24 protein-coding genes and 2 riboswitches are annotated in these 25,565 nt (G+C 63.3%); of the genes, 14 read left to right on the forward strand and 10 right to left on the reverse strand.

Annotation, left to right across the window (positions count from 1 at the left end):
* Positions 1-21 precede the first annotated feature (21 nt).
* Positions 22-129: riboswitch (TPP riboswitch) on the reverse strand.
* 90 nt (positions 130-219) lie between these two features.
* A riboswitch (TPP riboswitch) is annotated at positions 220-323 on the forward strand.
* The 5 genes from thiM to ACS5Q0_RS08175 all read left to right on the forward strand — a co-directional run bounded on the left by thiM (position 314) and on the right by ACS5Q0_RS08175 (position 4,828).
* Positions 314-1,102 carry a hydroxyethylthiazole kinase gene (thiM, locus tag ACS5Q0_RS08155; protein ID WP_473126114.1) on the forward strand — a complete coding sequence of 263 codons (789 nt, stop codon included), beginning with the start codon at positions 314-316 and terminating at the stop codon, positions 1,100-1,102. It overlaps the preceding riboswitch by 10 nt.
* A complete protein-coding gene (gene thiE, locus ACS5Q0_RS08160) occupies positions 1,099-1,764 on the forward strand; it encodes a thiamine phosphate synthase (protein WP_473126115.1) in 666 nt (221 codons plus the stop codon). Before thiM ends, thiE begins: the two co-directional genes overlap by 4 nt.
* Positions 1,761-2,561, forward strand: a complete 801-nt coding sequence (thiD, locus tag ACS5Q0_RS08165) for a bifunctional hydroxymethylpyrimidine kinase/phosphomethylpyrimidine kinase (protein WP_473126116.1) — start codon at positions 1,761-1,763, stop codon at positions 2,559-2,561. Before thiE ends, thiD begins: the two co-directional genes overlap by 4 nt.
* Before the next feature lie 85 nt (positions 2,562-2,646).
* Positions 2,647-3,636, forward strand: a complete 990-nt coding sequence (locus ACS5Q0_RS08170) for a TRAP transporter substrate-binding protein (RefSeq protein ID WP_473126117.1) — start codon at positions 2,647-2,649, stop codon at positions 3,634-3,636.
* 244 nt (positions 3,637-3,880) lie between these two features.
* Entirely contained in the window at positions 3,881-4,828 is a 948-nt protein-coding gene (locus tag ACS5Q0_RS08175; RefSeq protein ID WP_473126118.1) for an aldo/keto reductase, read from the forward strand.
* Positions 4,829-5,010: 182 nt separating this feature from the next.
* Here ACS5Q0_RS08175 and ACS5Q0_RS08180 read toward each other — a convergent pair whose 3' ends face one another.
* From ACS5Q0_RS08180 to ACS5Q0_RS08205, 6 genes are all read right to left on the reverse strand, one after another.
* The gene (locus ACS5Q0_RS08180) at positions 5,011-5,226 is read right to left on the reverse strand and encodes a hypothetical protein (protein WP_473126119.1); all 216 of its coding nucleotides are present in this window, start codon (positions 5,224-5,226) and stop codon (positions 5,011-5,013) included.
* Positions 5,227-5,361: 135 nt separating this feature from the next.
* Positions 5,362-6,060 carry a hypothetical protein gene (locus ACS5Q0_RS08185; protein ID WP_473126120.1) on the reverse strand — a complete coding sequence of 233 codons (699 nt, stop codon included), beginning with the start codon at positions 6,058-6,060 and terminating at the stop codon, positions 5,362-5,364.
* A 322-nt stretch (positions 6,061-6,382) separates the two neighbouring features.
* The gene (locus tag ACS5Q0_RS08190; protein ID WP_473126121.1) at positions 6,383-7,900 is read right to left on the reverse strand and encodes a UxaA family hydrolase; all 1,518 of its coding nucleotides are present in this window, start codon (positions 7,898-7,900) and stop codon (positions 6,383-6,385) included.
* Between the two features lie 51 nt (positions 7,901-7,951).
* Positions 7,952-9,358, reverse strand: coding sequence for a TRAP transporter large permease (locus ACS5Q0_RS08195; protein WP_473126122.1), 1,407 nt, complete (start codon positions 9,356-9,358; stop codon positions 7,952-7,954).
* Positions 9,358-9,942, reverse strand: a complete 585-nt coding sequence (locus ACS5Q0_RS08200; protein WP_473126123.1) for a TRAP transporter small permease — start codon at positions 9,940-9,942, stop codon at positions 9,358-9,360. The genes ACS5Q0_RS08195 and ACS5Q0_RS08200 overlap by 1 nt, the downstream gene beginning before the upstream one ends.
* 104 nt (positions 9,943-10,046) lie before the next feature.
* Positions 10,047-11,009 carry a sialic acid TRAP transporter substrate-binding protein SiaP gene (locus ACS5Q0_RS08205; RefSeq protein WP_473126156.1) on the reverse strand — a complete coding sequence of 321 codons (963 nt, stop codon included), beginning with the start codon at positions 11,007-11,009 and terminating at the stop codon, positions 10,047-10,049.
* A 156-nt stretch (positions 11,010-11,165) separates the two neighbouring features.
* Here ACS5Q0_RS08205 and ACS5Q0_RS08210 point away from each other — a divergent pair, with 156 nt between their 5' ends.
* Positions 11,166-11,876, forward strand: a complete 711-nt coding sequence (locus ACS5Q0_RS08210; protein ID WP_473126124.1) for a GntR family transcriptional regulator — start codon at positions 11,166-11,168, stop codon at positions 11,874-11,876.
* Between the two features lie 11 nt (positions 11,877-11,887).
* Here ACS5Q0_RS08210 and ACS5Q0_RS08215 read toward each other — a convergent pair whose 3' ends face one another.
* The 3 genes from ACS5Q0_RS08215 to ACS5Q0_RS08225 are packed head-to-tail and all read right to left on the reverse strand — an operon-like array spanning position 11,888 to position 14,214.
* Positions 11,888-12,727, reverse strand: coding sequence for an amidohydrolase family protein (locus ACS5Q0_RS08215; RefSeq protein WP_473126125.1), 840 nt, complete (start codon positions 12,725-12,727; stop codon positions 11,888-11,890).
* 53 nt (positions 12,728-12,780) lie between these two features.
* Positions 12,781-13,215 (reverse strand): RbsD/FucU family protein, encoded by a 435-nt coding sequence (locus tag ACS5Q0_RS08220; protein WP_473126126.1) that lies wholly within the window; start codon positions 13,213-13,215, stop codon positions 12,781-12,783.
* Between the two features lie 21 nt (positions 13,216-13,236).
* Positions 13,237-14,214 carry an aldo/keto reductase gene (locus tag ACS5Q0_RS08225; RefSeq protein ID WP_473126127.1) on the reverse strand — a complete coding sequence of 326 codons (978 nt, stop codon included), beginning with the start codon at positions 14,212-14,214 and terminating at the stop codon, positions 13,237-13,239.
* A 451-nt stretch (positions 14,215-14,665) separates the two neighbouring features.
* Between ACS5Q0_RS08225 and ACS5Q0_RS08230 the strand changes: the two genes are divergently transcribed.
* The 3 genes from ACS5Q0_RS08230 to ACS5Q0_RS08240 all read left to right on the forward strand — a co-directional run bounded on the left by ACS5Q0_RS08230 (position 14,666) and on the right by ACS5Q0_RS08240 (position 18,258).
* On the forward strand, positions 14,666-16,192 hold the full coding sequence (locus tag ACS5Q0_RS08230) for a sugar ABC transporter ATP-binding protein (RefSeq protein WP_473126128.1): 1,527 nt from the start codon (positions 14,666-14,668) through the stop codon (positions 16,190-16,192).
* A gap of 32 nt (positions 16,193-16,224) precedes the next feature.
* Positions 16,225-17,199 (forward strand): ABC transporter permease, encoded by a 975-nt coding sequence (locus ACS5Q0_RS08235; RefSeq protein WP_473126157.1) that lies wholly within the window; start codon positions 16,225-16,227, stop codon positions 17,197-17,199.
* Positions 17,200-17,316: 117 nt separating this feature from the next.
* Positions 17,317-18,258, forward strand: a complete 942-nt coding sequence (locus tag ACS5Q0_RS08240) for a substrate-binding domain-containing protein (protein ID WP_473126129.1) — start codon at positions 17,317-17,319, stop codon at positions 18,256-18,258.
* A gap of 53 nt (positions 18,259-18,311) precedes the next feature.
* On the opposite strand, the gene ACS5Q0_RS08245 is transcribed toward ACS5Q0_RS08240, so the two are convergent.
* Positions 18,312-19,049, reverse strand: coding sequence for an FCD domain-containing protein (locus ACS5Q0_RS08245; RefSeq protein WP_473126130.1), 738 nt, complete (start codon positions 19,047-19,049; stop codon positions 18,312-18,314).
* A 389-nt stretch (positions 19,050-19,438) separates the two neighbouring features.
* Here ACS5Q0_RS08245 and aldA point away from each other — a divergent pair, with 389 nt between their 5' ends.
* From aldA to ACS5Q0_RS08270, 5 genes are all read left to right on the forward strand, one after another.
* Positions 19,439-20,911, forward strand: a complete 1,473-nt coding sequence (aldA, locus tag ACS5Q0_RS08250; RefSeq protein WP_473126131.1) for an aldehyde dehydrogenase — start codon at positions 19,439-19,441, stop codon at positions 20,909-20,911.
* Positions 20,912-20,986: 75 nt separating this feature from the next.
* A complete protein-coding gene (locus ACS5Q0_RS08255; protein WP_473126132.1) occupies positions 20,987-21,967 on the forward strand; it encodes an ABC transporter substrate-binding protein in 981 nt (326 codons plus the stop codon).
* Between the two features lie 70 nt (positions 21,968-22,037).
* Positions 22,038-23,564 (forward strand): sugar ABC transporter ATP-binding protein, encoded by a 1,527-nt coding sequence (locus ACS5Q0_RS08260; protein ID WP_473126133.1) that lies wholly within the window; start codon positions 22,038-22,040, stop codon positions 23,562-23,564.
* Positions 23,557-24,564, forward strand: a complete 1,008-nt coding sequence (locus ACS5Q0_RS08265; protein ID WP_473126134.1) for an ABC transporter permease — start codon at positions 23,557-23,559, stop codon at positions 24,562-24,564. Before ACS5Q0_RS08260 ends, ACS5Q0_RS08265 begins: the two co-directional genes overlap by 8 nt.
* Before the next feature lie 8 nt (positions 24,565-24,572).
* On the forward strand, positions 24,573-25,550 hold the full coding sequence (locus ACS5Q0_RS08270; protein WP_473126135.1) for an ABC transporter permease: 978 nt from the start codon (positions 24,573-24,575) through the stop codon (positions 25,548-25,550).
* Positions 25,551-25,565: the final 15 nt, after the last annotated feature.

Consider the following 25,565-nt stretch of genomic DNA (forward strand, 5'->3'; position numbering starts at 1 on the left):
AGCGAGCTGAGGGATACGTGTCGTGCTCGATAGTTCCAGTCCCTCCGCCGGTACGACCCGGATCAGGTTCAAGGGTCACGGCGGATCAGCCGACTCTCAGCCCCTCACAGGGCTCCCCTCGGAACGTCTTTGATTGTTGGCGAGAGACTCCCGCATGTCAACCGGACGCACCGGAGAAGATCGCTCCTTGCCAAGGAGCGACGAAGGGATTATTTCAAAGACATCTCCTTGGGGTGCCCGAACGGGCTGAGAGATCTTTGTGAGATCAACCCATCGAACCTGATCCGGATCATGCCGGCGGAGGGATTGCGAGATGACGGACACACCAGCGTCCATCTGGGACGCTCACGATCTTCCCCATCTGGCCGGGCTTCTTCTCGCGTGTCTTCGCGGCGAGCGCACGCGCGTGCATGCGATTACGAACGCGGCCGCGCAAAGCTTCACGGCCAATCTTCTGCTGGCAGCGGGCGGCGTTCCCTCCCTGACCATCGCGCCTGACGAGGTCGTTGCCTTCACCAGCCGATCGAGTGCGCTCCTCGTCAATCTGGGAACCCTCGACGCTGACCGGCGCGACGCGATACCCCAGGCTATCGCCGCCGTGCATGCGTGCGGGAAGCCCTGGGTGCTCGATCCCGTGTTCGTGGATACGTCGCCGCCGCGGCTGGAATTCGCCCACGCCTGTCTTGCGAGCAGGCCGTGGGTCCTGCGCTGCAATGCGGGAGAGTTCGCAGCCCTGGCCGGTCGTGATGCGACGGCCGGGAATGTCCTGGCTTTCGCACAGGCCCATCACACCGTCGTCGCCCTGACCGGCGACACCGACCTCATCACGGATGGCAACGACGTCATCCGTGTCGATAACGGTCATCCTCTGATGGCGCACGTCACGGCCATGGGATGCGCGGGAACCGCTCTGGTTGCGGCCTTCGCCGCCCTGCACGGCAACACGCTCGAGGCTGCGGCCGCGGCTCTGCTCGTGACCGGCGTCGCCGGCGAGATCGCGGCACGAGAAGCAAAAGGTCCAGGCACCTTCCAGCCCGGCTTCCTCGATGCCCTGTTCAATCTCGACGCCCCCACACTCGGCGTCTACGGGAGGTTTTCGTGAATCCAGTCGACCTCAGGCTCTATGGCATCGTTGATCCCGAACGGACGGGCGGTCGGAGTCCCGTGGATCTCGTCCGACAGGCCGTTTCCGGCGGCGTCACCCTCATCCAGTACAGGGACAAGCGCGCGGACGGCCGACGCCTCGTGGAAACCGCGCGGGCGCTGAAAGCAGCCCTCGCCACCACGAATGTGCCTCTCCTGATCAACGATCGTGTCGACGTCGCCTTGGCGGCTGGCGCGGACGGTGTCCATCTCGGACAGGACGACATGCATCCGAAGGATGCGCGCGATCTGCTCGGACCTCGTGCGATCATCGGGGTCACCGTCAAGACGGCGGAGCACGCCGACGGGTTGCCGGATATGCCCCTCGATTACGCCTGCATCGGCGGCGTCTTCACGACCGTGAGCAAGAACAATCCTGATCCTCCTCTCGGGCTCGAAGGGCTTCGCGAAGTGCTGGCGCGTGTCAGGCTTGCGAGTGCGGCGCCGGTCGGCGCCATTGCCGGCATCGATGCCTCGAATGCGCAAGCCGTGATCGCCGCTGGCGTTGACGGGATCGCCGTCATCTCGGCTCTCTTCAGGGCGGCGGATGTGAAAGCCGAGGCCTCGCGGCTGCGACACATCGTCGATGAGTCCCTCACAATGCGGAGCGCCTCCACATGACTGCCATCGCAGTGACGATCGCAGGCTCGGATTCGGGCGGCGGCGCGGGGATACAGGCGGACATCAAGACCTTCTCGGCCCTCGGCGTTTACGGTGCGAGCGTCATCACCGCGCTCACTGCGCAGAACACCACCGGAGTCCAGGGCATTCATGACGTTCCGCCGGCCTTCGTGGCCCGGCAGATCGACAGTGTCTTCTCGGATCTCGCAGTCGATGCGGTGAAGATCGGCATGCTGTCCCGGACCGCGGTCATCGAAGCGGTCGCGGAGGGGCTCACGCGCCACGGTGCGACGCGCGTGGTCCTCGATCCCGTCATGGTGGCCGCGAGCGGCGACCGTCTTCTCGCGCAGGAGGCTGTCGATACGCTGCGTCGCTCCCTGCTGCCGAAGGCGCTGCTCGTGACGCCTAATCTTCCGGAGGCTGCAGCCCTCCTCGACGAGCCGGTCGCTGCGGATGAGCGGACCATGCATGGGCAGGCCGAGCGGCTCCTGGCCTTGGGGCCAAAAGCCGTCCTGGTGAAAGGTGGTCATGGGGCCGGCCCCGAGAGCATCGACATTCTCGTGGATTCCCGAGGCGTGCGGCGTTTTTCCGCTCCCCGGATCGACACGCTCAACACACACGGCACAGGCTGCACGCTGTCTTCGGCCATTGCGGCGGGCCTTGCCAGAGGGCTCTCGCTGGGTGACGCCGTGGCGGCAGCCAAGGCTTTCATCAGCGCAGCCATAAGTGCCTCCAGCCAACTCCAGATCGGACACGGGCATGGTCCCGTGCATCATTTCCATGCCAATTGGTCCTAGAATCTCGCGGCGAGCGGCGCTTGGAGCAAGCGCTGCTTTTCTTGCCACCCCGTCTGTCGTCCATGCGCAGCCCTTGCGCTGGCGCATGGTCACGTCCTGGCCGAAGGGCCGAACAGGACCCGGCATCTCCGCGCAGCGGATCGTCGAGCGCATCAACGCCATGAGCGGCGGGAGGCTGCAGATTTCCCTTTTCGCCGCCGGTGAGATCGTGCCGCCCTTCGCGGTCCTCGACGCCGTCTCGAACGGCACTGTCGAAATCGGCCATACGGCCTCGCTCTACTGGCAGGGGCGCATGCCGGCAGCGGGCTTCTTCACCTCTGTTCCGTTTGGCCTCGGACCAATCGAGCATCAAGCGTGGATCGAATTGCGGGACGGCCAGGCTCTCTGGGATGAGCTCTACCAGCCGTACGGCGTTCGTGCCTTTCTCGCGGGCAATACGGGCCCTTCGATGGGGGGATGGTTCCGGCGCAGGCTCTCGGGCGTCGAGGACCTAAAGGGCATGCGACTTCGCGTCCAGGGGCTCGGAGCCGAGGTCTATGCGCGGCTCGGCGCAGTCCCCATGACGGTCTCCGCCGGGGACCTTCTGCCCGCCCTGGAAAAAGGCTCCATCGACGCTGCGGAATTCCTGGCTCCTGCAACCGACCTCGAAACGGGCCTGCCCAAATACGCGCCGCACTATTACGCGCCCGGCTTCAACAAGCCGAACGGAGCGAGCGAGTTTCTGATCTCGCTCTCGGCATGGGAGCGGCTCCCGCCGGATCTTTGCAGCATCGTCACAGAGGCTTGCAGAGCCGAGCATACGCTCGGTCTCGCCGATGCCTGCCAAACCAATGCCGCAGCCCTGATCGAGATTCTCGGGAAATATCCGGTCACGCTGGAAGCCTTCCCTGCCTCCATCCTCGAAGCCGCTCAGACGGCATCGAGCGAGGTTCTCGACGGCATTGCCTCCACCTCTCCGCTCGCCGCTCGAATCGTGGAAAGCTACCGGAATGCCCAGCGGGATCTGCGAAGCTGGTCGGCCCTTGCGGCCGACATGACGAGAGCGAACCTCCGTATCTCGGCAGCCACGCGGTGATGCCATCTCCGCCGGGCACTGCTCCGCCATCGCCTCTGGATAGCGCCGGCGAGCAATATCCATGGACCTAAGCCCCTGCGAAGATGTTAGGCAGACTACAGGGGATATGAACCGGTGATTCAAGCGCCCAACCGCGAGCCCGATGGAGCTGCACGAACCGAACTGCTATCGTCGGTTCGGATCCCTTCGCCCCCTGGGTAGGCCTCGCATCCCCGGACCCAGCAAATCACGTTAGGATACTTCAATGGACAAGCGTCGGCTCGGCCGCTCAGACCTAATGGTTTCGCCCCTCTGTCTCGGCGGCAACGTCTTCGGCTGGACGGCAGACGAGGCAACATCGTTCAAGCTCCTCGACGCGTATGCTTCAGACGGATTGAACTTCATCGACACGGCGGATGTGTACTCCTCGTGGGTTCCAGGTCATGCAGGAGGCGAGTCCGAGACCATCATCGGCAAGTGGATGAAGGCTCGCGGGAACCGGTCGAATTTGGTTATCGCCACCAAGGTTGGCTCCGAGATGGGACCCGGGAAGAAGGGGCTCTCCAAATCCTATATCCGCTCGGCCGTCGAAGCCTCGCTCCGTCGGCTGCAGACGGACTATATCGACCTTTATCAGTCGCATCGGGACGATCCGGATACGCCTCAGCAGGAGACCCTGGAGGCCTATGCGGAGTTGATCCGGGAGGGCAAGGTGCGGGCGATCGGCGCATCGAACTTTACGGCGGAGCGCCTGCGGGAGTCTCTGGAGACAAGCGCGAAGCTCGGGCTGCCGCGTTATGAAAGCCTCCAGCCGGAATACAATCTGTACAACCGCGCAGGCTACGAGAGCGAACTCGAACCGCTATGCCGAACTGAGGAGATCGGGGTCATTCCGTATTACGGTCTCGCGAGTGGCTTCCTGACAGGCAAGTACCGCTCAAAGGCGGATTTCGGCAAAAGCCCGCGCGGCAGCCGGATGAGCGCCTATCTGAACGAACGCGGCAAGCGCATTCTCGCAGCTTTGGACGACGTCGCTGCCAGAAAGAACGCGAGCCTGGCGCAAGTCGCCCTCGCCTGGCTGATGGCGCGCCCTGGCCTGACGGCGCCGATTGCCAGCGCCACGAGCCTTGAGCAGATGGCGGATCTGGTGGCGTCGACGAGGCTCCGTCTCGATGCCGCCGACATCGCGCAGCTCGACCGGGCCAGCGCCTAGAGCATTTTTCGGCGAAGTGGACCCGGTTCTCCGAAAAAAATGCGGCACACCAAAGAGAAGAGCTGGTTCCACGCGTGTGGAGGCAGCTCATTTCGTGGCAGTGCCGGTCCACATTTCCGTGCGATGCTCCACTCTTTGGAAGAGCGCATCGTTCAAGCGGTCCCGCAGGGCCGCACGATGCGCTAGGCGACCTTCTCTTCGCTCAGTGAGGCGATCCTGACGGCAGCGGCATCCGCCTGCTCCTGCTGGCGGAACTCGGCCAGTTGCTGACGGACGTCGTGGTACAACGGACGGAAGGTCGCGCCATGGCTTTCGACGATGTCGGCGAGGACATGGACGGCCTTGAGGAGCTTGTCCTCGGTGATCGGTCCGTGGTCCCGGTGATGCCATTCGGTCATGGTGCCGTCTCCTTTTCTGATGAGACGGCACAGTGGCGAGATGATCTTGATGTGAGGTTAATTTTCCACGGGGCGCCCGGGGCACATGCTCGATTCAACCACCGGGAGAGGTTTGCGACGCAGCCAAGCAACCGCCTATCGCGGGCGCTTGTTCTGGATAGTCAGTTCCATTTCACGCATAATGGCCTCTTCGATCTCATCGAGATTGGCCTTCGTGGATTGGCCATGGGACGGCGCCTGACCGAGCGCCGGCCGGGCTGAACCGACCGGGTTTGCAGCGGGCCTGCGCAGATGCGGGCGCGTTTGGCTCGGGAAGCGGTTCTCCAACGTGTCGAGCAGACTTTCGAGGGCCGTGTTGGATAATGGAATATCGGGCGCCTCGTTGAGGCCCGCAAAGGCGATGGACTTGTTGGTGTAACGGCCATCGCGCGTCACTTCAGGACCGAACCAGGTCAGCGGGCGGAAGTCCCTCGCCTCCCCGTCGGTATCGAATTCGATTGTGACGAGATGCACTTCGCGGGGGTGGATGACCTGATCGATGAGAGCGACCCGATCCCCGATAGGAAGTTTTGTCCGGTCGTAAGCAATCTCTCCGGAACACACATCGAGGAGTGCGTGCGCATGAGCCATCGGCACTTCGGCCCGTTCCTCGACCTCCCCTTCCGAGGTCGCTATTCGCAGGACCAGCAGACCCTTGTTCTCCTCCAAGCGAACCAAGGCGGCACGGCCCGGCTGCTCCGGGAAGTAGCCTTCGATCTGGCGCAGACCACCCCGTTCGCGTTGAACGAGCCGGGCGAGAGACGAAGCAAGGAGGAAACGGCGGCGAGCGGTCATGAAAGCTAAGAAAGGAATGAGATTGATCGGGGCAGTCTTCGTATAAGGTCGGAAAAGAATGAAGCAAGCCTCAACAGCATAGACCGGCGACCGCAGGCCGCAAAATCGCTGATTTCCTCATCCCGTGAGCCGCAGGGTCGCAGGCCCGTCACGCTAGATGATATTTCATATCTTCGCCACAAACCCGGAATGTCTCGATGATCGGATCACACGAGCCGATCCGGCGGAAACACATCGTTCATGGACAGTCGCTAGCAATATCATTGCACGAAGCTGCGCCGCAGTGCCCGCGTGGCGTCTGCCCGCTCCGACATCCTGAACCTTACATGACGGCGCCGACTTGCCACGGAACGAATTCGAGATCCCCATAGCCGAGATCCTCGGACTTCGTGTGTTCGCCGGATGCGACCCGCAGGAGCTTGTCGAAAATCTCGGCGCCTTTCTGCTCGAGCGAGACACCGTCGAGGATATCGCCACAATTGATATCCATGTCCTCCTGCATGCGCCGATAAATGTCCGAGTTCGTCGCAAGCTTCAACGATGGAACCGGCTTGGCCCCGAATGCGGAGCCCCGCCCCGTGGTGAATGCGATGAGGTTTGCTCCCCCCGCGACCTGGCCTGTCGCCGACACCGGATCGTAGCCGGGCGTGTCCATATAGACGAAGCCGTGCTCCTTCACCGGCTCGGCGTATTCGTAGACGGCCTGTAACGTCGAGCGGCCGCCTTTTGCGGTTGCGCCGAGTGACTTCTCCAGGATCGTCGTGAGACCGCCGGCCTTGTTTCCGGGAGATGGGTTGTTGTTCATCTCGCCCCCGTTGCGGGCAGTGTAAGCCTCCCACCAGCGAATGCGCGAGACGAGTTTTTCGCCCACCTCGCGCGTTGCGGCACGCCGGGTCAGCAGGTGTTCGGCTCCGTAGATCTCCGGCGTCTCGGAGAGGATCGAAGTTCCACCGTGGCGCACCAGCAGGTCGGACGCGACACCAAGGGCGGGGTTCGCGGTCAGTCCCGAATAACCGTCGGACCCGCCGCATTGAAGAGCGAGGACTAGCTCGGAGGCTGGGCGCGTCTCGCGCTTCGCGCGCGCCGCGATGGGAAGCATGTCGCGGATCCCGGCGGCGATCGCCTCGACGGTCTTACGCGTGCCGCCCGTCTCCTGGATGGTCAAGGTCCGGAAGGTCTCCGTCTCCTCCAGACCGTATTCCTTTTTCATGCGCCCGATCTGAAACACCTCGCAGCCGAGACCGACCATCACGACGCCCGCGAAATTCGGATGGCTGGCATAACCCCATTGTGTCCGGCGCAGGATATCGAAACCCTCGCCGTAAGCCGCATGGCCGCATCCCGTGCCGTGGACGATCGCCACCACCCCATCGATGCCCGGATACCCATCCAGGATTCCCGATCGTTCGATCTCGGCTGCGGCGAACCGGGCCACCGATGCGGAGCAGTTCACCGACGTCAGGATGCCGATGTAGTTCCGGGTTCCCGTCTTCCCCGACGAGCGCCGATAGCCCTCGAAGGTCGCCCGCATCTCCGGCGGCAGCAGATCGTCGTCGCGGGCATCTGCGCAGAAGGCGTAGTCACGCTCGAAATCGTGCAGGCCGACATTGTGCTCGTGCACCCACTCTCCCGGCGCGATATGGGATTTAGCGAAGCCGATGATCTGTCCAAACTTTCGGATCGGCTCGCCTTCACGGATCGGCTCGACGGCCATCTTGTGGCCGCGCAGGATCCGCTCCCGGGCGGTGAGACCGGAAACGGTATCGCCCTGGTTCACGAGATCGATGGCGATGACGACGTTGTCGTCGGCGGAGAGGCGGATCGTGCGGGGGGATGTCATGTTCGTCCCATTAATATCGGTAAGCTCGTTGAGGATGCGCCGGAAGCCGCTTCATCGCCCGAGGCCCATCTGTCGCGGAAGCCAGAGAGTCAGTTCCGGAATATAGGTGATGGCGATCAGCGCCAGCATCAATGGGACCAGCCAGGGCAGAATCGCCATGGTCGTCCGCTCAACGGACAGCTTCGCTACGCGTGCCAGCACGAACAGAACCATCCCGAGGGGCGGATGAAGCAGACCGATCATCAGGTTCAGGACCATGACCAGGCCGAAATGGACCGGGTCGATGCCGAGCTTGAGCACGATGGGCAGCAGGATCGGCACCAGAATCGTGATCGCCGCGATGGTATCGATGAAGCAGCCGACGAACAGGATCAGGATGTTCGCCAGCAGCAGGAACACCCATTTGTTCTGCGTGACGCCGAGAATCGTGTCCGATAGAAGCTGTGCCGCCTGGCTGACGGTCAGGAGCCAAGCGAAGATGGATGCCGCCGTCACGATGAAGAGAACCGACGCGGTCGTCTCGATCGTGTCGAACGTCGCCTTCGCGAGGCTCCTGAACGTCATGGAGCGGTACCGCACCAGGCCCAAGAACAACGACCAGATCACCGCCGCGACGGCTGCTTCCGTTGGCGTGAAGATGCCGAGCGTCATTCCGCCGATCAGGATGACGGGAGCCATGAGCGCCATGACGGCGGAGAAATCGAAATACCAGTCGAGCGCCAGGAGCGCAGCCAAACCGATGCCGATCGCGAGGTTGGTCGAAAGCCCGGCCTGAACCAGGAGCCAGACGGCAACCGGAAACGCGAGAACCGTCAGCACTTCGATGCTGGCGCTGCCGAGCTTGCGCCAGGAGAACGGCGTATCCGATCCCCAGCCGTTTCGATAAGCAAAGTACGCAACGGTCACCATCATGAGGACCGTCATGAACACGCCCGGGATGACTCCACCGAGGAACAGCGCGCCGATCGAGACGTTCGCCATCATGCCATAGATCACGAACGGTAACGAAGGCGGAATGATCGGGCCGAGCGTTGCCGAGGCCGCTGTCACGCCCACCGAGAACTCGGTGGAATAGCCGTGGTCCTTCATGGCCTTGATCTCAATCGTTCCGAGGCCCGCCGCATCGGCGATCGCGGTACCGGACATGCCGGAAAAGATGACCGAGCCGATGATGTTCACCTGGCCGAGGCCGCCCTTCATCCAGCCGACGAGGGCGACGGCGAATGAGTAAATCCGGCCAGTCACACCGGCGATGTTCATCAGATTGCCCGCCAGGATGAAGAACGGAACAGCCAGGAGCGGAAAGCTCTCGACGCCCGCGATCATGCGCTGCGCGACGATCACGTCCGGAACCACGCCGGTCGCTAGAATATAGAGCAGTGAGGCCACCGCCATCGAAACGGCGACGGGCAGCCCGAGAATCATGAGGACGAGAAAGGAGCCAAGAAGGATCAGCATCAGGTTTCTGCCACCACAGGAGCATCGGAAAGTTCGGGCCGCTCAAGCACGGAATAGCCGCGCCGCCAATTGGCGACAGCCACCTGAATCGAGCGGAAGCACATCAGAAGAAAGCCGATGAAAACGAATGCATAGGTCAGGTTTTTCGGCAGATTGATCGTCGTCATCTGCTCGTCTCCGACGATGCTCATGAACCGCCAGATCAGCACGGCTCCATAGGCGAAGAAGGCAAGACGAGCGAGGTCCACCACAGTCGCCAATGTGCGGCCGACGACGGGCGGGACATAACGATAAACGAAATCGACCTGAATATGCCGGCTCATGCGCACGCACATCGCCGAGCCGATGAAAACCAGCGCGACATTGAGATTGGTCGCAATTTCCTCGGTCCATGCAAAGGAGTCGTTCAGCACGTAGCGGGTGAAGAACTGGGTAAAGACAGCGAATGCCATCGCCCAGAACAGACCCAGTGCCAGCCAATCTTCAAAGGCATATTCGGAGAGATCGACGGGCGCATGTTCGCTTTCGTCGAAGGTCCGGGCCAGTTGTTCGGCGTTGACCTGGGTATGAACTTCCGTAGCCATCGATCAAGGAACCTCGTCCTGAGAACATCAAGGCGCAACAAGTCGGCGTCCGGTACGCTGGACGTTGAAACGGGGCCGCGGTCTGACGGCCCCGTCCGGAAGCATCAGAGCCCTTCCGGCTTCAGCGCCTGGATCTTGTCGTAATCGGATTTCCGGTAGCCCAGGGATTCAAGCGTGACGTTTTTCATCACGGCATCCTTGAACTCGTCCTTGTTCACCTCGGTGATAGTCAGGCCCCTCTGCTTGAAGGTTTCGATCAGCTCCTTCTCCTTGGCCTGGATCTCGTCCGATGCGCGAACCGCAGCCTCCTGAGCGACGTCGGCAAAGATCTTTTTGTCCTCGTCCGAGAGCTTGGCCCAAAGTTGCTTTGAGATGATGGTGGCGAGATGGTCGACGATGTGGCCCGTGAGCACGATGTGCTTTTGCACCTCGAAGAATTTCTTGGCCTCGATGGTCGTCAGAGGATTTTCCTGCGCATCGACGGTGCCGTTCTGAAGCGCAAGGTACACCTCCGCAAAGGCGATTGGAGCCGTATTGGCGCCGCAGGAGCGCGGCATCGCCAGATAGGCAGGCGCATCAGGCACACGGATCTTGAGGCCTTTCATATCGGCACAGGTCTTGAAGGGCTTATTCGTCGTGGCATGGCGTATGCCGTAATAGGTGAGCGAGACCATGTGATGGCCGGTCTTGTCGGCGTATCCGTCCGCCAGTTCCTTGAACACGTCGCTTTTCGCGAAGGCGAGCAGGTGTTTGGCGTCACGGAAGATATACGGATAATAGCCGATACCGATGGGCGGGTAGCTGCGGGCGGCGAAGCTCGGACCGGAGATGATCATATCGACGGTGCCGAGCGACAGGCCCTGGTTGATATCGCTTTCCTTGCCCAGCTGCGAGGCCGGGTAGACATCGATTTGGTAGCGGTTATTGGTGCGCTTCGCGATTTCCTGCGCAGCCCACACGGACTGCGTGTGAAACGGTTCCGAGGTTTCATACACATGAGCCCATTTGAGCTTCGTCTGCGCGCTGGCGGGCAGCGTCAGCGCGACTGCGGTCGTCAGGCCGAGCATAAGGCGGCGGGTCACTGAGAACATGCTGGCGTTTCTCCCAAAACATCCGGCTCTGTGTCCGGTTGATGAGCATGAACGAGCGCATCGGCTCGCGTGGAACCCGACAAGATCATGGCGTCAGCCTGCCGGATCGACTAACATGTTAGCGCCAGAACCATGACCGACAAGATAGAACATTATAGCTTTCTTGAGCCTATCGAGCGTGGGCCACGCGGAAAGACGACCGAGCAGGTGGAGCAATCGCTGCGCGCCGCCATCGTCGCTTTGAAGTTTGCGCCAGGCGAATTCATCGACAAAGGGCTCGTCTGCGCCAGGCTCGGCGTGTCGCGTTTCCCGGTCTCGGAGGCGTTGGCGCGGCTGGCGGCGGAAGGGCTGGCCGAGATCCTCCCCCAGAGAGGCACACGGGCCGCCCGGATCCGGCTGGCGGAGATCAGGGAATCGATGCTGATCCGCCAAGCTCTTGAAGCAATGGTCGCCGAAACAGCGGCCCGGCGCCTGCCGTCGGAGGCGCGCGCCGCTCTCGAAAGAAATCTGCGGGCGCAGGAAGCAGCGGTTCAGCGGGACGACAAGGCCGGGTTCCACGCCCTGGATCTCGCCTTCCACGCAATCCTTGTGGACAGCCTGGAGCTGCCCCGGGTCGCCACCGTGATCGAGGCCTCGCGGGCCAATATCGACCGGGTACGCCAGCTCCTGTCATCCCCTCGCCGTCATGCCGTCACGCTCGCCGAGCACCGGGACCTGCTCAGAGCCGTGGAAGCAGGCGATGGAGAAGCGGCGAGACGTGCGATGGAATCTCATCTGGAAGCCGTGATGGAAGAGCTGGATCGTTTCTCGGCGGATCATCCCGAGGTCTTTGCCCTGCGCTGATGGCCTGCCGCTCAGCGGTGCCCGCGTCGCGAGAGATAGATCCGGGCCGCATTGCCGCCGAGGACCGCACTCTTCTCGGCGTCGGAGAGGCCCGCGATCAATTCCAGCGTCACAGCCCGCCAGCGATCATATCCGCCTGCGAGATTGACCACGGGCCAATCGCTGCCCCAGAGCAGCCGTTCAGGCCCGAACACATGAAGAAGGTGATCGACATAGGGACGCAGATCCCCGGTTCGCCGCTCAGGCCCCGCTTCCGTCACCAAGCCCGACAGCTTGCACACGACGTTCGGGCGGGCCGCCATTGCGGCCATATCCGCCCGCCACGGGTCAAGCATGCCCTTCCCGATGAAAGGCTTCGCTCCATGGTCGATGACGATGGACAGGTCGGGGTGGCGATCCGCTATGACGAGTGCCCGCGACAGGTGGCGGGGCAGCACGAGGGCGTCGAATACGAGCCGATGCTCGACGAGGGCGCAGAAGGAGGCTGCGAGGTCCGGCCCGACGAGCCAATCATCATCGGCGATGTCCTGCACCATGGGACGAAAACCGACGATCAGAGGATTATCCGCAAGCCCCGCAATGGTTTCCCTGGAGTCCGGCGCCGTGAAGTCGACCCAGCCGACGACTCCGGAGACGAAGGGCGCGGTTTCCGCGGTCGCCAGCATGAATTCCGTCTCGGCGACGGTGGGGGCCGCCTGCACGAGGATCGTCCGGTCGATCCCGTGCTGGACCAAGAAGGGCCTGAGATCCTCAGGTCCATAATCACGGTAGAGCACGTCCAGGTCCGGGCTCATCCAGGCATAATCGCCCCTGCTGACGCGCCAAAAATGCTGATGAGCGTCGATCCGCATCCTTCGGTCCCTCTCATGGCTGCACTTTGAAAAACCAGCGCCGACGAGCGCGCTCAAACGGAACGAACGACACCTTTTTTCAGGATGATGTTGCCGTAAAGTCTCGCCTCGCCCGTCGAGACGATGGCGAAGGCCGCCCTCGCCCGCTCGTAGAAGGCAAAGCGCTCGAGGGAGGCGAGACGAAAGTCCGCTCCTTCGTGACGGACGATGATGGCCCGGAACTCGTCGAAGATCGGCTGCTCGCCCTGCGGCTTGCCCACGACCTCCATCCGCCAGGCCGGCTCGGGCACGAAATCGTCGAGAGGCATCACCGAAAGAACCGCGTCCGTCACCGCCGTCGCCGTCAGCCCGTCGAGCCTCACGAGACGCCGTGCCATGGACGCTGCCGGGAAGTTCGCGTCCACCACGGCGATGTCGTCGCCATGGCCCATGGAGCGCAGCACCATCAGCAATTCGGGTGAGAGCAGCGGATTGATGTTCTTCAGCACGTCGTGCCTCCTCGGCGGCGGCTATCCCGCCTTGTATTCGCGCGCCGCCTCGGGATCATCGGCCGAGAAGGACAAGGTGTCCAACTCGTCCCACACCTCCTGCGGGATCGGCCAACGCGCCCATTGAAGCGTCTGCTCGACCCGCTCGGGCTTGCTCACGCCGCAGATCGTGGCGGTAATCCGCGCATCGCGCATCGAGAACTGCAGGGCGGCAGCTCCGGGAGGAACATCGTGCTTGGCGCAGATCGCCTCGACCCTGCGGACCGGATCGAGCATCGCGTCGGAGGCCTCCTGATAGACGTAGCGGCGGTACGAATCCGTGCCCTTCGCCAAAACGCCGCCGGCATAGGGCGCGGCGTTGAGGACGGCGATGCCCTTGGCGCAGGCGAAATCGATCATGGAATGCGCATTGCGGTTCGTCAGGGTGAACCGGTTGTGCGTGATCAGCACGTCGAAGTCCCAATCGTTCAGGAGCGGCATCATGACATGCACCGGACCGGCAGCGAGGCCGACGGCCGTTGCCAGCCCCTCCTCCTTCATCTTGAACAGCTCGGCGAGCGCTCCGCCCGGCCCGGTCGTCGCCTCCAGGGAATCCGTGTGCTCCGGATCGTGCAGATGCAGGATGTCGACCCGGTCGAGGCCGAGGGCCTTCAGGCTCTCCTCCAGCGAGCGCCGGGCCTGGGAGGCGTCGAAGCGGTTCGTTTCGGGATCGCGATCCAGCTTGGTCGAAATCACGAACCCGGCGGGCACGCCGCCCCGTTCGCGGATGACCGCGCCGATCCGTTCCTCGCTGCGCCCGAACCCATAGATACGGGACGTGTCGAGGAAATTCACGGGGCTGTCGAAGATGGCCTCGATCGTCTTCCTCGCCCGTTCCTCGTCCACGCCGTAGCCGTAGGTATCGGGCATGTCGCCCAGCGAGGACGTGCCGAAGCCGATCTTCGACACGGCAAGCTGCGTGCGTCCGAGCTTCGTCTTCTCGATCGGGTCGTCTGCCATGCGATCGCTCCGCCTATCCCCGCTCTGGTCATCTTGACTCAAGCTATGGCGTCTCCACGGGCCGGCAAGAAGCAACTGTCGGTCGGTGGCTACTCCATTCGGAGCAACGGCATCATCATCGGGCTTGGGAGCTTAACCTGAACGTCAGGTGTAAGATCATTTCAGTTGCGTCCTACAACTCTTCATGAATATCATCCTCTCAAAAGAATAGGCCTTTCCACACAAAGCCCGGCCCATCTCCGCGAGAGATGGACCAGCAGGGCGGAGGAGGCCCGGGATCGTCGGGGGCCGACGGTCGGGAGGAACCCATGCGGGGTCAGGGCAGCATTCTGCTCCTTTCCGCAGCAGCACTGGGCCATCAGGGCGCCCGCGTATCGGCGCGCCGTCATGGCGGCGCTGTTCGTCTCGTATGGGCGCCGCCTGCAAGGCGTGCGGCGGTGGGAAGCGCCGGATGACTCCCCTCGTCACGATCCGGAATCTGGACAAGGCTTTTCCCGGCGTTCAGGCGCTGAAGCAGGCTCAGTTCGAGCTGCTCCCCGGCGAGGTCCATGCTCTCATGGGCGAGAACGGCGCCGGCAAATCGACCCTCATGAAAATCCTGGCCGGCATCTACGCCAAGGATGCCGGCGAGATCCGCATCGACGGCGTTCCCGTGGACATCCCCTCCCCTCGAGCCGCGCAGGATCTCGGGATCAGCATCATCCATCAGGAACTCAACCTGATGAACGATCTCACTGCCGCGCAGAACATCTTCATCGGCCGCGAACCGAAGCGGGCCTTCGGCCTCTTCCTCGACGAGGAGGCGCTGAACCGGAACGCTGCGGCGATCTTCGAACGGATGCATCTCAAGCTCGATCCGCGCACCGAGGTCGGTACGCTCAGCGTCGCCAAACAGCAGATGGTCGAGATCGCCAAGGCCCTCTCCTTCAGGTCCAGGGTCCTGATCATGGACGAGCCCACGGCCGCCCTGAACAATGCGGAAATCGGCGAGCTGTTCAGGATCATCCGGCAGCTCAAGTCCGAAGGGGTCGGGATCGTCTACATCTCGCACAAGATGGACGAGCTGAAGGAGATCTCCGATCGGGTCACGGTCATGCGCGACGGTGAATATGTCGGCACCCTGCCGACCGCCTCCACGCCCGTCGACACCATCATTTCCATGATGGTCGGCCGCAGCCTGACCGAAACGAAGACCGAGGTTCCCGACCTTCTGGAGCATGAGGTCGTGCTCGAGGTGCGCAACCTCCAGCGCGCTCCCGCCATCCGCGACGTGAGCTTCCGCTTGCGCAAAGGCGAGATTCTCGGCTTCGCGGGCCTGATGGGCGCGGGACGCACCGAGGTCGCCCGCGCCATCTTCGGCGCCGATCCACTCGACGGCGGCGAGATCGTCGTCCGGGGCAAGACCGTGAAGATCCGCTCCCCGAAAGATGCCGTGCGCCTGGGGATCGGTTATCTCTCCGAGGACAGGAAGCGGTTCGGGCTCGCCACGGGAATGGATGTGGCGACCAATATCGTGATGCCTTGCCTGAACCGGTTTCTCTCCCTTCACACTTTTCTCAAATGGCGGGCGATCAGGGAAACCTCGCGCTCCTATATCCGGCAGCTGAGGATCAAGACGCCCTCCGAAGCGCAGGAAGCGCGGCTTCTGTCGGGCGGCAACCAGCAGAAGATCGTCATCGCGAAGTGGCTCGCCCGGGATTGCGAGATCCTGTTCTTCGACGAGCCGACCCGGGGGATCGACGTCGGAGCCAAGAACGAAATCTACAAGCTCCTGAATGCGCTTGCCGCCCAGGGACGCGCCATCGTGATGATTTCCTCCGAACTGCCGGAGATCCTGCGCATGAGCCATCGCATCGCCGTCATGTGCGAGGGGCGGCTCACCGGCGAGCTGCCCGCGGAAGGGACTACCCAGGAAGATATCATGCGGCTTGCCACACAACGGCGTAGCGTGACTGGCGACGAGAGGATGGCGACGTGACGACCCTCGTAGAGAAGGAAAATCCGAACGTCATGAAGTCCGCCGTGGTCAGCCAGGGGACGTGGCAGAAGATCCTCGCCTTCGCCAGCCTGATCGCTCTCATGGCGGTCTTCAGCATCGCGTCCGAGAATTTCCTCCAGAGAGACAATCTCATCGGGATCCTCCAGGCAACGGCCGTGAACGGGGTCCTCGCAGTCGCTTCCACTTTCGTGATCATCACGGGCGGGATCGATCTGTCGGTCGGCACTCTCATGACCTTCTGCGCCGTGATCGCAGGCGTCTTCCTGACCTATTGGGGCCTGCCAATGCCTGTCGGCGTGGTGGCGGCCATCGCCGCGGGCGCCCTCTGCGGCTCCATTTCCGGCACGATCATCGCCAAGATGAAGGTTCCGCCCTTCATCGCGACGCTCGGCATGATGATGCTCCTGAAAGGGCTGGCGCTGGTGATCTCCGGAACCCGGCCGATCTATTTCAACGATACGCCGAACTTCCCGATGATCTCACAGGAATCGCTCATCGGGACCGTTCTTCCGTTCCTGCCGATTCCGAACGGTGTTCTCATCCTCTTCGTGGTCGCGATCGCCTCGAGCATCGTCCTCTCCCGCACGGCCTTGGGGCGCTACACCTTCGCCCTGGGCTCCAATGAAGAAGCGGTGCGCCTGTCCGGCGTCAACACGGATTTCTGGAAGATCATCGTCTACACGGTTTCAGGCGGGATCTGCGGCATCGCCGGTCTCATCATCGCCTCGCGATTGAATTCGGCGCAACCCGCGCTCGGGCAGGGCTACGAGCTCGACGCCATCGCCGCAGTCGTCATCGGCGGCACATCGCTCAGCGGCGGCCGCGGCACGATCCTGGGGACCATCATCGGCGCGTTGATCATCAGCGTGCTGACGAATGGCTTGAGGATCCTCTCGGTCGCCCAGGAATGGCAGACTGTCGTGACCGGGATCATCATCATCCTCGCCGTCTATGCCGATATCCTGCGCCGCAGAGGTCGAGCCTGACCCCTGACCGCTCATGTCGATGGAGGAGAATACACGCGCCTCGAAACCATGACGATCCGGCACGCCGAACCCGACAGAACGCCGGACCCAAGAACCCACGATGTCCAGGAGGAAACCATGTTGAACAGACGCGCCCTGATCGGTGCCATCGGCATCGCAGCTTTTGCCGGCCTCGCCAGTCCGGCAACGGCTCAGGAAACCTACATCCCGCTTATTTCGAAAGGCTTCCAGCACCAGTTCTGGCAGGCCGTGAAGGCCGGGGCCGAACAGGCGGCCAAGGACTACAAAGTCCGGATCACCTTCGAAGGGCCCGACAGCGAAACCATGGTCGACAAACAGATCGACATGCTGTCGGCGGCGCTCGCCAAGAATCCGCAGGCCATCGGCTTCGCCGCCCTCGACAGCCAGGCGGCCATTCCTCTGCTGCGCAAGGCACAGGCCGCCAAGATTCCCGTGATCGCCTTCGACTCCGGCGTCGACAGCGATATTCCGCTCACGACGGCGGCGACCAACAACATCGCCGCCGCGGCTCTGGCCGCCGACAAGATGGCGGAGCTCATCGGGGGCGAAGGCGATATCGCACTCGTCGTCCACGATCAGACGAGTCGCACGGGGATCGACCGGCGCGACGGCTTCGTCAACCGGGTCAAGGAGAAGTACCCCAAGATCAACATCGTAAGCGTCCAGTACGGCGCCGGCGATCACCTGAAATCGACGGAGATCACGAAATCCATTCTCCAGGCCAATCCGAAGCTGAAGGGCATCTTCGGTGCGAACGAGGGCTCCGCGATCGGTGTCGTCAACGGCGCCAGGGAGATGAACCGCAAGATCGTCATCATCGGCTACGATTCAGGTAAGCAGCAGAAGCAGGCCATTCAGGATGGCGTGATGGCCGGCGCCATCACGCAGAACCCGGTCGGCATCGGCTACAAGACGGTCGAGGCGGCCGTGAAGGCCCTCAAGGGAGAGAAGCTCGACAAGGTGATCGACACCGGCTTCTACTACTACGACAAGTCGAATATGAGCGATCCGAAGATCGCGGCGGTCCTCTACGATTGAACCGCCCCGGAAGCGGGGAGGCCCATGGCCTCTCCGCTCATTGGTGCGCGATGCTAGCTTTCGGCCGGAAACGTGGAGCGCACGAATTCCCATGCGGCGACGAGATGACGTCGCATGGCCTCCTCGGCGGTGTCCGGATCGCGCATCATGATGGCATCGAAGACCGCCTTGTGACCTGCATAGTTCATCTGATCGACGTCGCTCCCCCGCTTCATGGAACGCCAATGCTGGGTCAGCCACTCCACATAGGCCTTGTGAAGGGCCGGATAGATCGGGTTACCGGGAATGCGGTAGAGCACTGCGTGGAAAGCGGCGTCGGTTTCGTCGAAGGCCATGGGATGTCCGATGGCTTCGCGGTTTGCGTCGAGCGCCGCGCGCAGCTCCTCGACATCGTCGCGCCGCGCATGCTTCGCGGCCCAGCGGGCGAGCGAGGTCTCGATGAAGATCCGCGTGTCGAAGAGGTTCCAGACGCCCTGACGTTCGGCGACAAGGTGGCCGACGAGGCTCGCCACCTTGTCGATGGCGATCTCATAATCGGGCTTGCGGACGATCGGCCGATGCCCGAGCCGCGTTTCGACAAGGCCACGATTGGCAAGCGAGAGAATGGCCTCGCGCACGGCCGAACGGCTGACCCCGTAGCGCTGCATCAGGTCGCGCTCGGCCGGAAGGCGCTCCCCTTCCTGGAGATTGCCGGATTGGATCATTCGCACGAGATCGGCAGCGACGGCGTCGGATCGTCGTCCTGCCCCGCTCCCGGCTTCCCGGCGGTCGACACCCTGGCTTTGATCCATCGCTCCCCTTTGGCCTCCAACCGCGGAACGCGCCCTCATAAAGCGCGGCGGCGGTCCCCTCAAGCATGCTCTCGCTTATCATATGGTCCGACCAAATGCCAGACTGATGAGCCACAGCAGGCGGAGTCATTCTTATTCTCCCGGACGAAAAAGAGAGGCCATGAAAGCGGATCTCCCGCATGGACAGCAGGGTCACCGCACTTGACAGCACCAAACCGTATCATCCATTCTCCTTTCGGTCATACCAAAATAGATCGTGAAACGACATTTGGTTTGACCGGGCGCGTCATGAGCAGCTTGGAGGAAACACAAGTGACGCCATTCTCAGGCACGACGCTATCGCCCCTTCCCTCTTATGGCGCCCGCCCGCGCTTCGGAGAGGTCCGGCAATGACCGCGACCATCGCCGGCGCTGGTGCCGAGGCCGTGACGCATCACCAGATGTATATCGACGGAGCCTGGACGGACGGACGCAACCCGGCCCGTTCGGAGGTCGAGAACCCTGCCAATGAAAGCGTCTTCGCCACCGTTCCCGCGGGCTCGGCCGAGGATGCGGTCGCCGCTCTCGAAGCGGCCAAGCGCGCCCAGCCGGCCTGGGCCGCGCTGCCGCCTATCGTTCGTGCCGGTTACGTCACCGACCTCGCCTCGGCCGTCAGGCGCGAGAAGGACCGTCTCGCCCGCACCGTGGTCCTGGAGCAGGGCAAGCCCCTCAATCAGGCAGAGGGAGAGATCGACGCGGTCATCACCTTCCTGACCTTTGCAGCCGAAAGCGCGCGACGCATCGAAGGCGATATCCTGCCCTCGGATTTTCAGAACGAGGAGGTATGGATCCGCCGCGTGCCCTTCGGCGTCGTGGTGGGCCTCACGGCCTGGAATTACCCGGCGGCGCTCGCGGCCCGCAAGATCGGTCCGGCTCTCGTCGCCGGCAACACCATCGTGGTCAAGGGGCACGAGTCCACGCCCCTGTCCGCGCTGGAGATCGCCCGGCTCGCCCATGAAGTCGGCTTTCCGAAGGGCGTCCTCAACGTGGTCACCGGCGACGGGCGCGTCGTGGGCGATGCCCTCGTGCGGTCGCCCCTGAGCGACATGATCACCATGACCGGGAGCGTCCGCGCAGGCCGCGAGATCTACGCGGCAGGCGCCCATGAATTGAAGGTCGTCCGCCTCGAACTCGGCGGCAAGGCTCCGTTCATCGTGCTCGACGATGCGGACCTCGACTCCGCCGTCGAGGCAGCCATCGTCTCGCGCTTCACGAATTGCGGGCAGATCTGCACCTGCAACGAGCGCATGTATCTGCACCGGAGCATCGCGGAACCGTTCCTCGACAAGTTCGTATCGCGCGTGAAGACCATGCGGCTCGCCGATCCGATGACCAATCCCGACATGGGGCCGAAGGTGAACCGGCCGGAAGTCGACAAGGTCGAGGAAATCGTGAACGAGGCCATCGCATCGGGTGCCGAGGTTCTCACAGGCGGCCGTCGTCTGAAGGAAGGCGAATTCGCGCGCGGGCACTGGTTCGAGCCGACGGTCCTTCGGGTCGACAGCAACCAGGCGAATGTGATGCAGCGTGAGATCTTCGGCCCCGTCGCTCCCGTGATGACGGTCGACAGTTTCGAGCAGGCTCTGACCTTCGCCAACGATACGAGCTACGGCCTGTCGGCCTATGTCTACACCAACGACCTGCGCCGGGTCATGCGACTGTCGCGGGAACTGTCCTTCGGCGAACTCTATGTGAACCGCCCGTGCGGCGAACTCGTCCAGGGTTTTCACACGGGCTGGAAACATTCGGGCCTCGGCGGAGAGGACGGCAAATACGGTTTCGACGGATACCTGCGGAAGCAGACGACTTATGTCCGCTGGTGACGATCCGCAGCCATGACGGCTGCGGCAACACACCCGAAGAACCCTGACAACGGGGCGGAACTCATGGAGAGGAACATGATGCTCAGAAGGACTTTCCTGGCGCTCGCGACGGGCGTGGCTGCCATCGGGCTGGGGCTCGGCGGCGCATCGGCGCAGGAGCTGCCGAAGCTGAAGAAGAAGGATCACTACAAGGTCGGCTTCGCGCAGACCGAATCCAACAACCCCTGGCGCATCGCGCAGACGGAAAGCATGAAGGCCGAAGCCGCCAAGCGTGGCGACCAGCTCGTCTATACGGACGCGGCCGGTTCTGCTGCCAAGCAGGTGGCCGACGTCAACTCGATGATTGCTCAGGGCGTCGACCTGATCTTCCTCGCACCCCGCGAGGAGAAGCCGCTGATCCCCGCCGTCATGGCGGCCAAGAAAGCCGGCATCCCGGTGATCCTGCTCGACCGCAACGTCGACCAGAGCCTCGCCAAGGCAGGGCGCGACTACGTGACCTTCATCGGCTCCGATTTCGTGGACGAAGGGAAGCGCGCGGCCGAGGCCCTGACCAAGGCGATGGACGGCAAGGCCAAGATCATCCAGCTCGAAGGCACCACCGGCTCGTCGCCTGCCAATGACCGGCGCAAAGGCTTCGAGGATTACATCAAGGCCCATCCGGGCATGCAGATCGTGGCCTCGCAATCCGGCGACTTCGCCCGCGACAAGGGCCGCCAGGTCGCCGAGACCCTGCTGCAGGCGCATCCCGATGCAACGGCGATCTATGCTCACAACGACGAAATGGCCATCGGCGCGATCGCAGCGCTCGAAGCGGCTGGAAAGACACCCGGCAAGGACGTGATCGTCGTGTCGGTCGACGGCACGCGGGATGCGCTTCAGGCGATCATCGACGGCAAGATGCTCGCCACTGTCGAGTGCAATCCGAAGTTCGGACCGAAGGCCTTCGAGACTCTCGACCGTTACGCCAAGGGCGAACAGATCGAACCGTGGGTGATCAACACCGACCGCTTCTTCGACAAGTCGAACGCGGCGCAGCTCATCGCCGACGCCTATTGATCGCGGGACGCTGCCCGCCACGGCGGGCAGCGCCTTTCTTGTCAGGGACATCACGGGTCACGGAGCTCTCATGGCGCCGCTTCTTTCGATGCACGGGATCGACAAGCGCTTTGCCGGAATACCGGCTTTGCGCGCCGCCGAGCTCAGCGTGGAGAAAGGCGAGGTTCATGCACTCATCGGCCAGAACGGCGCGGGCAAGTCGACCCTGATCAAGATCCTGACCGGCTACTACACCAAGGATGCCGGCGAGATCGTCTTCGACGGGAGACCCGTCGCCTTCACCTCGCCGCAGGAGACTCAGAGAGCCGGCATCAGCACGATCTACCAGGAGATCAACCTCGTGCCCTACCGATCGGTGACGGAGAACATCTGTCTCGGCCGGGAGAAGCGCCGCTTCGGTCTTCTCGACTGGCCCGCGATGCATGCGGAGGCCCGCGGACTCCTGGCGCGGTTCAATATCGACATCGATGTCCATCGCCCCCTCATGGCCTATCCGACCGCCGTGCAGCAGATGGTGGCGATTGCGCGCGCCATCGGGTTCGATGCCAAGCTCGTCATCATGGACGAGCCGACATCCTCCCTCGACGAACGCGAGGTCGGCGTCCTCTTCGGCGTCATCCGCCAGCTCAAGGACGCGGGCGTGTCCGTCATTTTCGTCAGCCACAAGCTCGACGAACTCTATGCGGTCTGCGACCGCGTGACCATCATGCGCGACGGACGCACGGTTCAGGTTGCCGCGATGACGGCACTGTCCCGGCTCGATCTCGTGACCACCATGCTCGGGCGTGAGCTCACGCAGGTTCTGCAGGAGGGCCACGGGCCCGTGGACACGGAGGGCGCGCGCGAGCCCATCCTGAGGGTCCAGAATCTTGCGGTCGGGCGGAAAGTCCGCGACGTCAGCTTTGAAGTCCGTCCCGGCGAAATCGTCGGCCTCGCAGGCCTGCTCGGCGCCGGACGGACGGAGACGGTCCGGGCCGTGTTCGGCGCCGACCGGCCCGAGTCGGGATCGATCCGGTTTTCAAGCTCAGACCACGCGATCGCCCAGCCTGCTGACGCCATCGCGGCGGGAATGGGCTTCTGCTCCGAGGACCGCAAGCTCGAAGGCATCATCCCGGACATGACGGTGCGGGAGAATATGATGCTGGCTCTCATGCCGAAGCTCGCCCATCGCGGCATCGTGGCCGAGGCGCGGAGCCGCACCATCGTCGATCGCTTCATCAAGCTGCTAGGCATCCGCTGCTCGGGGCCCGAGCAGCGCATTCGCGAGCTGTCGGGCGGCAACCAGCAGAAAGTGCTCCTCGCCCGCTGGCTCTGCATGAACCCGAAGCTCCTCATCCTCGACGAGCCCACGCGCGGCATCGATGTCGGCGCGAAGGCCGAGATCCTCAACCTGATCAGGGAGCTGGCGGGCCAGGGCCTCGGTGTTCTGATGATCTCCTCCGAGTTGGAAGAGGTGGTGGAAGCGGCAAGCCGCATCTTCGTTCTTCGCGACGGACGAACGGTGGCCGAACTCGAAGGAGACGCCGTGAACGAACAGACCGTCATGGCCGCCATGGCTCATGGCGACGCGGACAGGCGGGAGGCCGCCCATGGCTGACACCGCGACGACCGTTCCGCCCGCGCCCGCCCGGGATGCGTCGCGCTTCGACGCAAGGGCCTTCCTCACCCGTTACGGATCGTGGATCGCGCTGGCGCTGCTCATCCTGGTCAATCTCGCGATCACTCCGAACTTCGCCACCTGGCAGACGCTCAACGTGAACCTGACCCAGGTCTGCACCATCGTGATCGTCGGCGTCGGGATGACGCTCGTGATCGCGACCGGTGGCATCGACCTCTCGGTCGGCGCGCTCATGGCCATCGCAGGAGCCCTTGCGCCCCTGATCTTTCTCGGCAAGCTCTTTCCCCTGCCCCATCCGGCCGTCGGAATCGCGCTCGCTTTCGTCCTGCCGGTCCTCGTCACGGCGGTTCTCGGCTGGCTCAACGGCTGGCTCATCACGCACCTGCGCATTCAGCCGATCATCGCCACGCTCGTCCTGTTCATCGCGGGCCGCGGCATCGCTCAGGTGTTCACCAACGGCAATCTGCAGGTGTTCAACCTGCCGGAGTTCCAGTTCATCGGCCTCGGACGCATTCTCGGCATTCCGTTTCAGGCCATCCTGATGGTCGTGATCGTGGCGGCCGCCGCATGGATGCTCAGACGCACGGTATTCGGCAGGCAGATTCTCGCCATCGGAGGCAATGAGCGCGCATCGCGCCTCGCGGGAATTCCCGTGGCGTCCGTGAAGCAGCGCGTCTACCTCATCAGCGGCCTTCTTTCCGGCATCGCGGGCCTGATCGTGATCGCCCGCAACTCCGCCGCCGATGCCAATCTCGTCGGCCTCGGCATGGAACTCGACGCCATCGCCGCGGTGGCCGTCGGCGGAACGCTCCTGACCGGCGGGCGCGCGACGGTGGTCGGGACGCTGGTGGGCGCCCTGATCATCCAGCTCGTTCGGTACACCCTTCTCGCCAACGGCGTGCCGGACGCGGCCGCCCTCGTGGCGAAGGCCGCCATCATCGTGCTGGCCGTCTGGCTCCAGCGGCAGGGACAGCGGTGAGGTCGATCATGAACGGCACCATGAGCCTCAAGACCCTCCAGGCCATCGGGCGCTTCGGCGTGCTGCTCGCGCTCGTGGCCCTGATCGTGTTCGGCTGGCTGCGCTACGACAACTTCCTCGGGAGCTACAACGTGCTCTCGGTCCTGCGGTACAACAGCATGTTCGCCCTGGTCGCCTTAGGCATGTGCTTTGTCATCATTACCGGGGGCATCGATCTCTCGGTCGGATCGACGGCGGCCCTCGGCAGCGTCGTGGCGGCGCTGGCCTCGCCCTACGGCCCGGTGCCCGGCCTCCTTGCCGGATTGGGTGCCGGTTTGGCGATCGGCGCGTGCAACGCGTTCATCATCACGCGGCTCAATATCCTGCCCTTCATCACCACCCTGGCGACGATGCTCGCCGCGAGCGGCTGCGCGTTGCTCCTGGCCGGCAATCAATCCGTCTCCGTGTCCTACGAATCCGGATTCACCGAGTTAGGTCAGGGGGATTTCCTGGGCTTCCCCATTCCGGCCTGGATTGCTCTTGCCGCTTATCTCCTGGGCTCGCTCGTTCTGAACTTCACCTCCTTCGGCCGCACGGTCCTGGCCATCGGCGGCAACGAGGAGGCCGCGCGGCTCATGGGACTGTCCGCCGACCGGGTCAAAGCATCCGTTTATCTTGCGAGCGGCGGGCTTGCCGGTCTGTCGGGCGTGATCCTCGCGGCGCAGTTCGGCGCGGGTCAGCCCATCGAAGGCGTCGGCTGGGAATTGTTCGCCATCGCGGCCGTGGTCGTCGGCGGAACGCTCCTCACAGGCGGCGTCGGGTCCGTGGGCTCGACGCTCGCCGGGGTTCTGCTGCTCGGCCTGATTTTCAACATCCTGAACTTCGAGAACGGCCTCGGCTGGATCAGCCTCTCCGCCTATTGGCAATCCGTCATTCGGGGCCTGTTCCTGCTGCTCGTGGTCGCCATTCAGGCGCGCCTGAGCGTGCGGGCGGAAGAGACGGCGTGATTTCGCAATATCGCA

The organism is Microvirga sp. HS2 (assembly GCF_055792805.1).

Excerpts from the sequence above, each read along its gene's own strand:
- aldA (WP_473126131.1), top strand. The coding sequence starts at position 19,439 with ATGACCGCGACCATCGCCGGCGCTGGTGCCGAGGCCGTGACGCATCAC.
- ACS5Q0_RS08240 (WP_473126129.1), top strand. The coding sequence starts at position 17,317 with ATGTTGAACAGACGCGCCCTGATCGGTGCCATCGGCATCGCAGCTTTT.
- ACS5Q0_RS08195 (WP_473126122.1), bottom strand. The coding sequence starts at position 9,358 with ATGCTGATCCTTCTTGGCTCCTTTCTCGTCCTCATGATTCTCGGGCTG.
- ACS5Q0_RS08180 (WP_473126119.1), bottom strand. The coding sequence starts at position 5,226 with ATGACCGAATGGCATCACCGGGACCACGGACCGATCACCGAGGACAAG.
- ACS5Q0_RS08210 (WP_473126124.1), top strand. The coding sequence starts at position 11,166 with ATGACCGACAAGATAGAACATTATAGCTTTCTTGAGCCTATCGAGCGT.
- ACS5Q0_RS08170 (WP_473126117.1), top strand. The coding sequence starts at position 2,647 with ATGGTCACGTCCTGGCCGAAGGGCCGAACAGGACCCGGCATCTCCGCG.
- ACS5Q0_RS08235 (WP_473126157.1), top strand. The coding sequence starts at position 16,225 with ATGAAGTCCGCCGTGGTCAGCCAGGGGACGTGGCAGAAGATCCTCGCC.
- ACS5Q0_RS08175 (WP_473126118.1), top strand. The coding sequence starts at position 3,881 with ATGGACAAGCGTCGGCTCGGCCGCTCAGACCTAATGGTTTCGCCCCTC.
- ACS5Q0_RS08190 (WP_473126121.1), bottom strand. The coding sequence starts at position 7,900 with ATGACATCCCCCCGCACGATCCGCCTCTCCGCCGACGACAACGTCGTC.
- ACS5Q0_RS08270 (WP_473126135.1), top strand. The coding sequence starts at position 24,573 with ATGAACGGCACCATGAGCCTCAAGACCCTCCAGGCCATCGGGCGCTTC.
- ACS5Q0_RS08200 (WP_473126123.1), bottom strand. The coding sequence starts at position 9,942 with ATGGCTACGGAAGTTCATACCCAGGTCAACGCCGAACAACTGGCCCGG.
- ACS5Q0_RS08265 (WP_473126134.1), top strand. The coding sequence starts at position 23,557 with ATGGCTGACACCGCGACGACCGTTCCGCCCGCGCCCGCCCGGGATGCG.
- ACS5Q0_RS08205 (WP_473126156.1), bottom strand. The coding sequence starts at position 11,009 with ATGCTCGGCCTGACGACCGCAGTCGCGCTGACGCTGCCCGCCAGCGCG.
- thiD (WP_473126116.1), top strand. The coding sequence starts at position 1,761 with ATGACTGCCATCGCAGTGACGATCGCAGGCTCGGATTCGGGCGGCGGC.
- thiM (WP_473126114.1), top strand. The coding sequence starts at position 314 with ATGACGGACACACCAGCGTCCATCTGGGACGCTCACGATCTTCCCCAT.
- ACS5Q0_RS08245 (WP_473126130.1), bottom strand. The coding sequence starts at position 19,049 with ATGGATCAAAGCCAGGGTGTCGACCGCCGGGAAGCCGGGAGCGGGGCA.
- ACS5Q0_RS08225 (WP_473126127.1), bottom strand. The coding sequence starts at position 14,214 with ATGGCAGACGACCCGATCGAGAAGACGAAGCTCGGACGCACGCAGCTT.
- ACS5Q0_RS08260 (WP_473126133.1), top strand. The coding sequence starts at position 22,038 with ATGGCGCCGCTTCTTTCGATGCACGGGATCGACAAGCGCTTTGCCGGA.
- ACS5Q0_RS08255 (WP_473126132.1), top strand. The coding sequence starts at position 20,987 with ATGATGCTCAGAAGGACTTTCCTGGCGCTCGCGACGGGCGTGGCTGCC.
- ACS5Q0_RS08185 (WP_473126120.1), bottom strand. The coding sequence starts at position 6,060 with ATGACCGCTCGCCGCCGTTTCCTCCTTGCTTCGTCTCTCGCCCGGCTC.
- ACS5Q0_RS08230 (WP_473126128.1), top strand. The coding sequence starts at position 14,666 with ATGACTCCCCTCGTCACGATCCGGAATCTGGACAAGGCTTTTCCCGGC.
- ACS5Q0_RS08215 (WP_473126125.1), bottom strand. The coding sequence starts at position 12,727 with ATGCGGATCGACGCTCATCAGCATTTTTGGCGCGTCAGCAGGGGCGAT.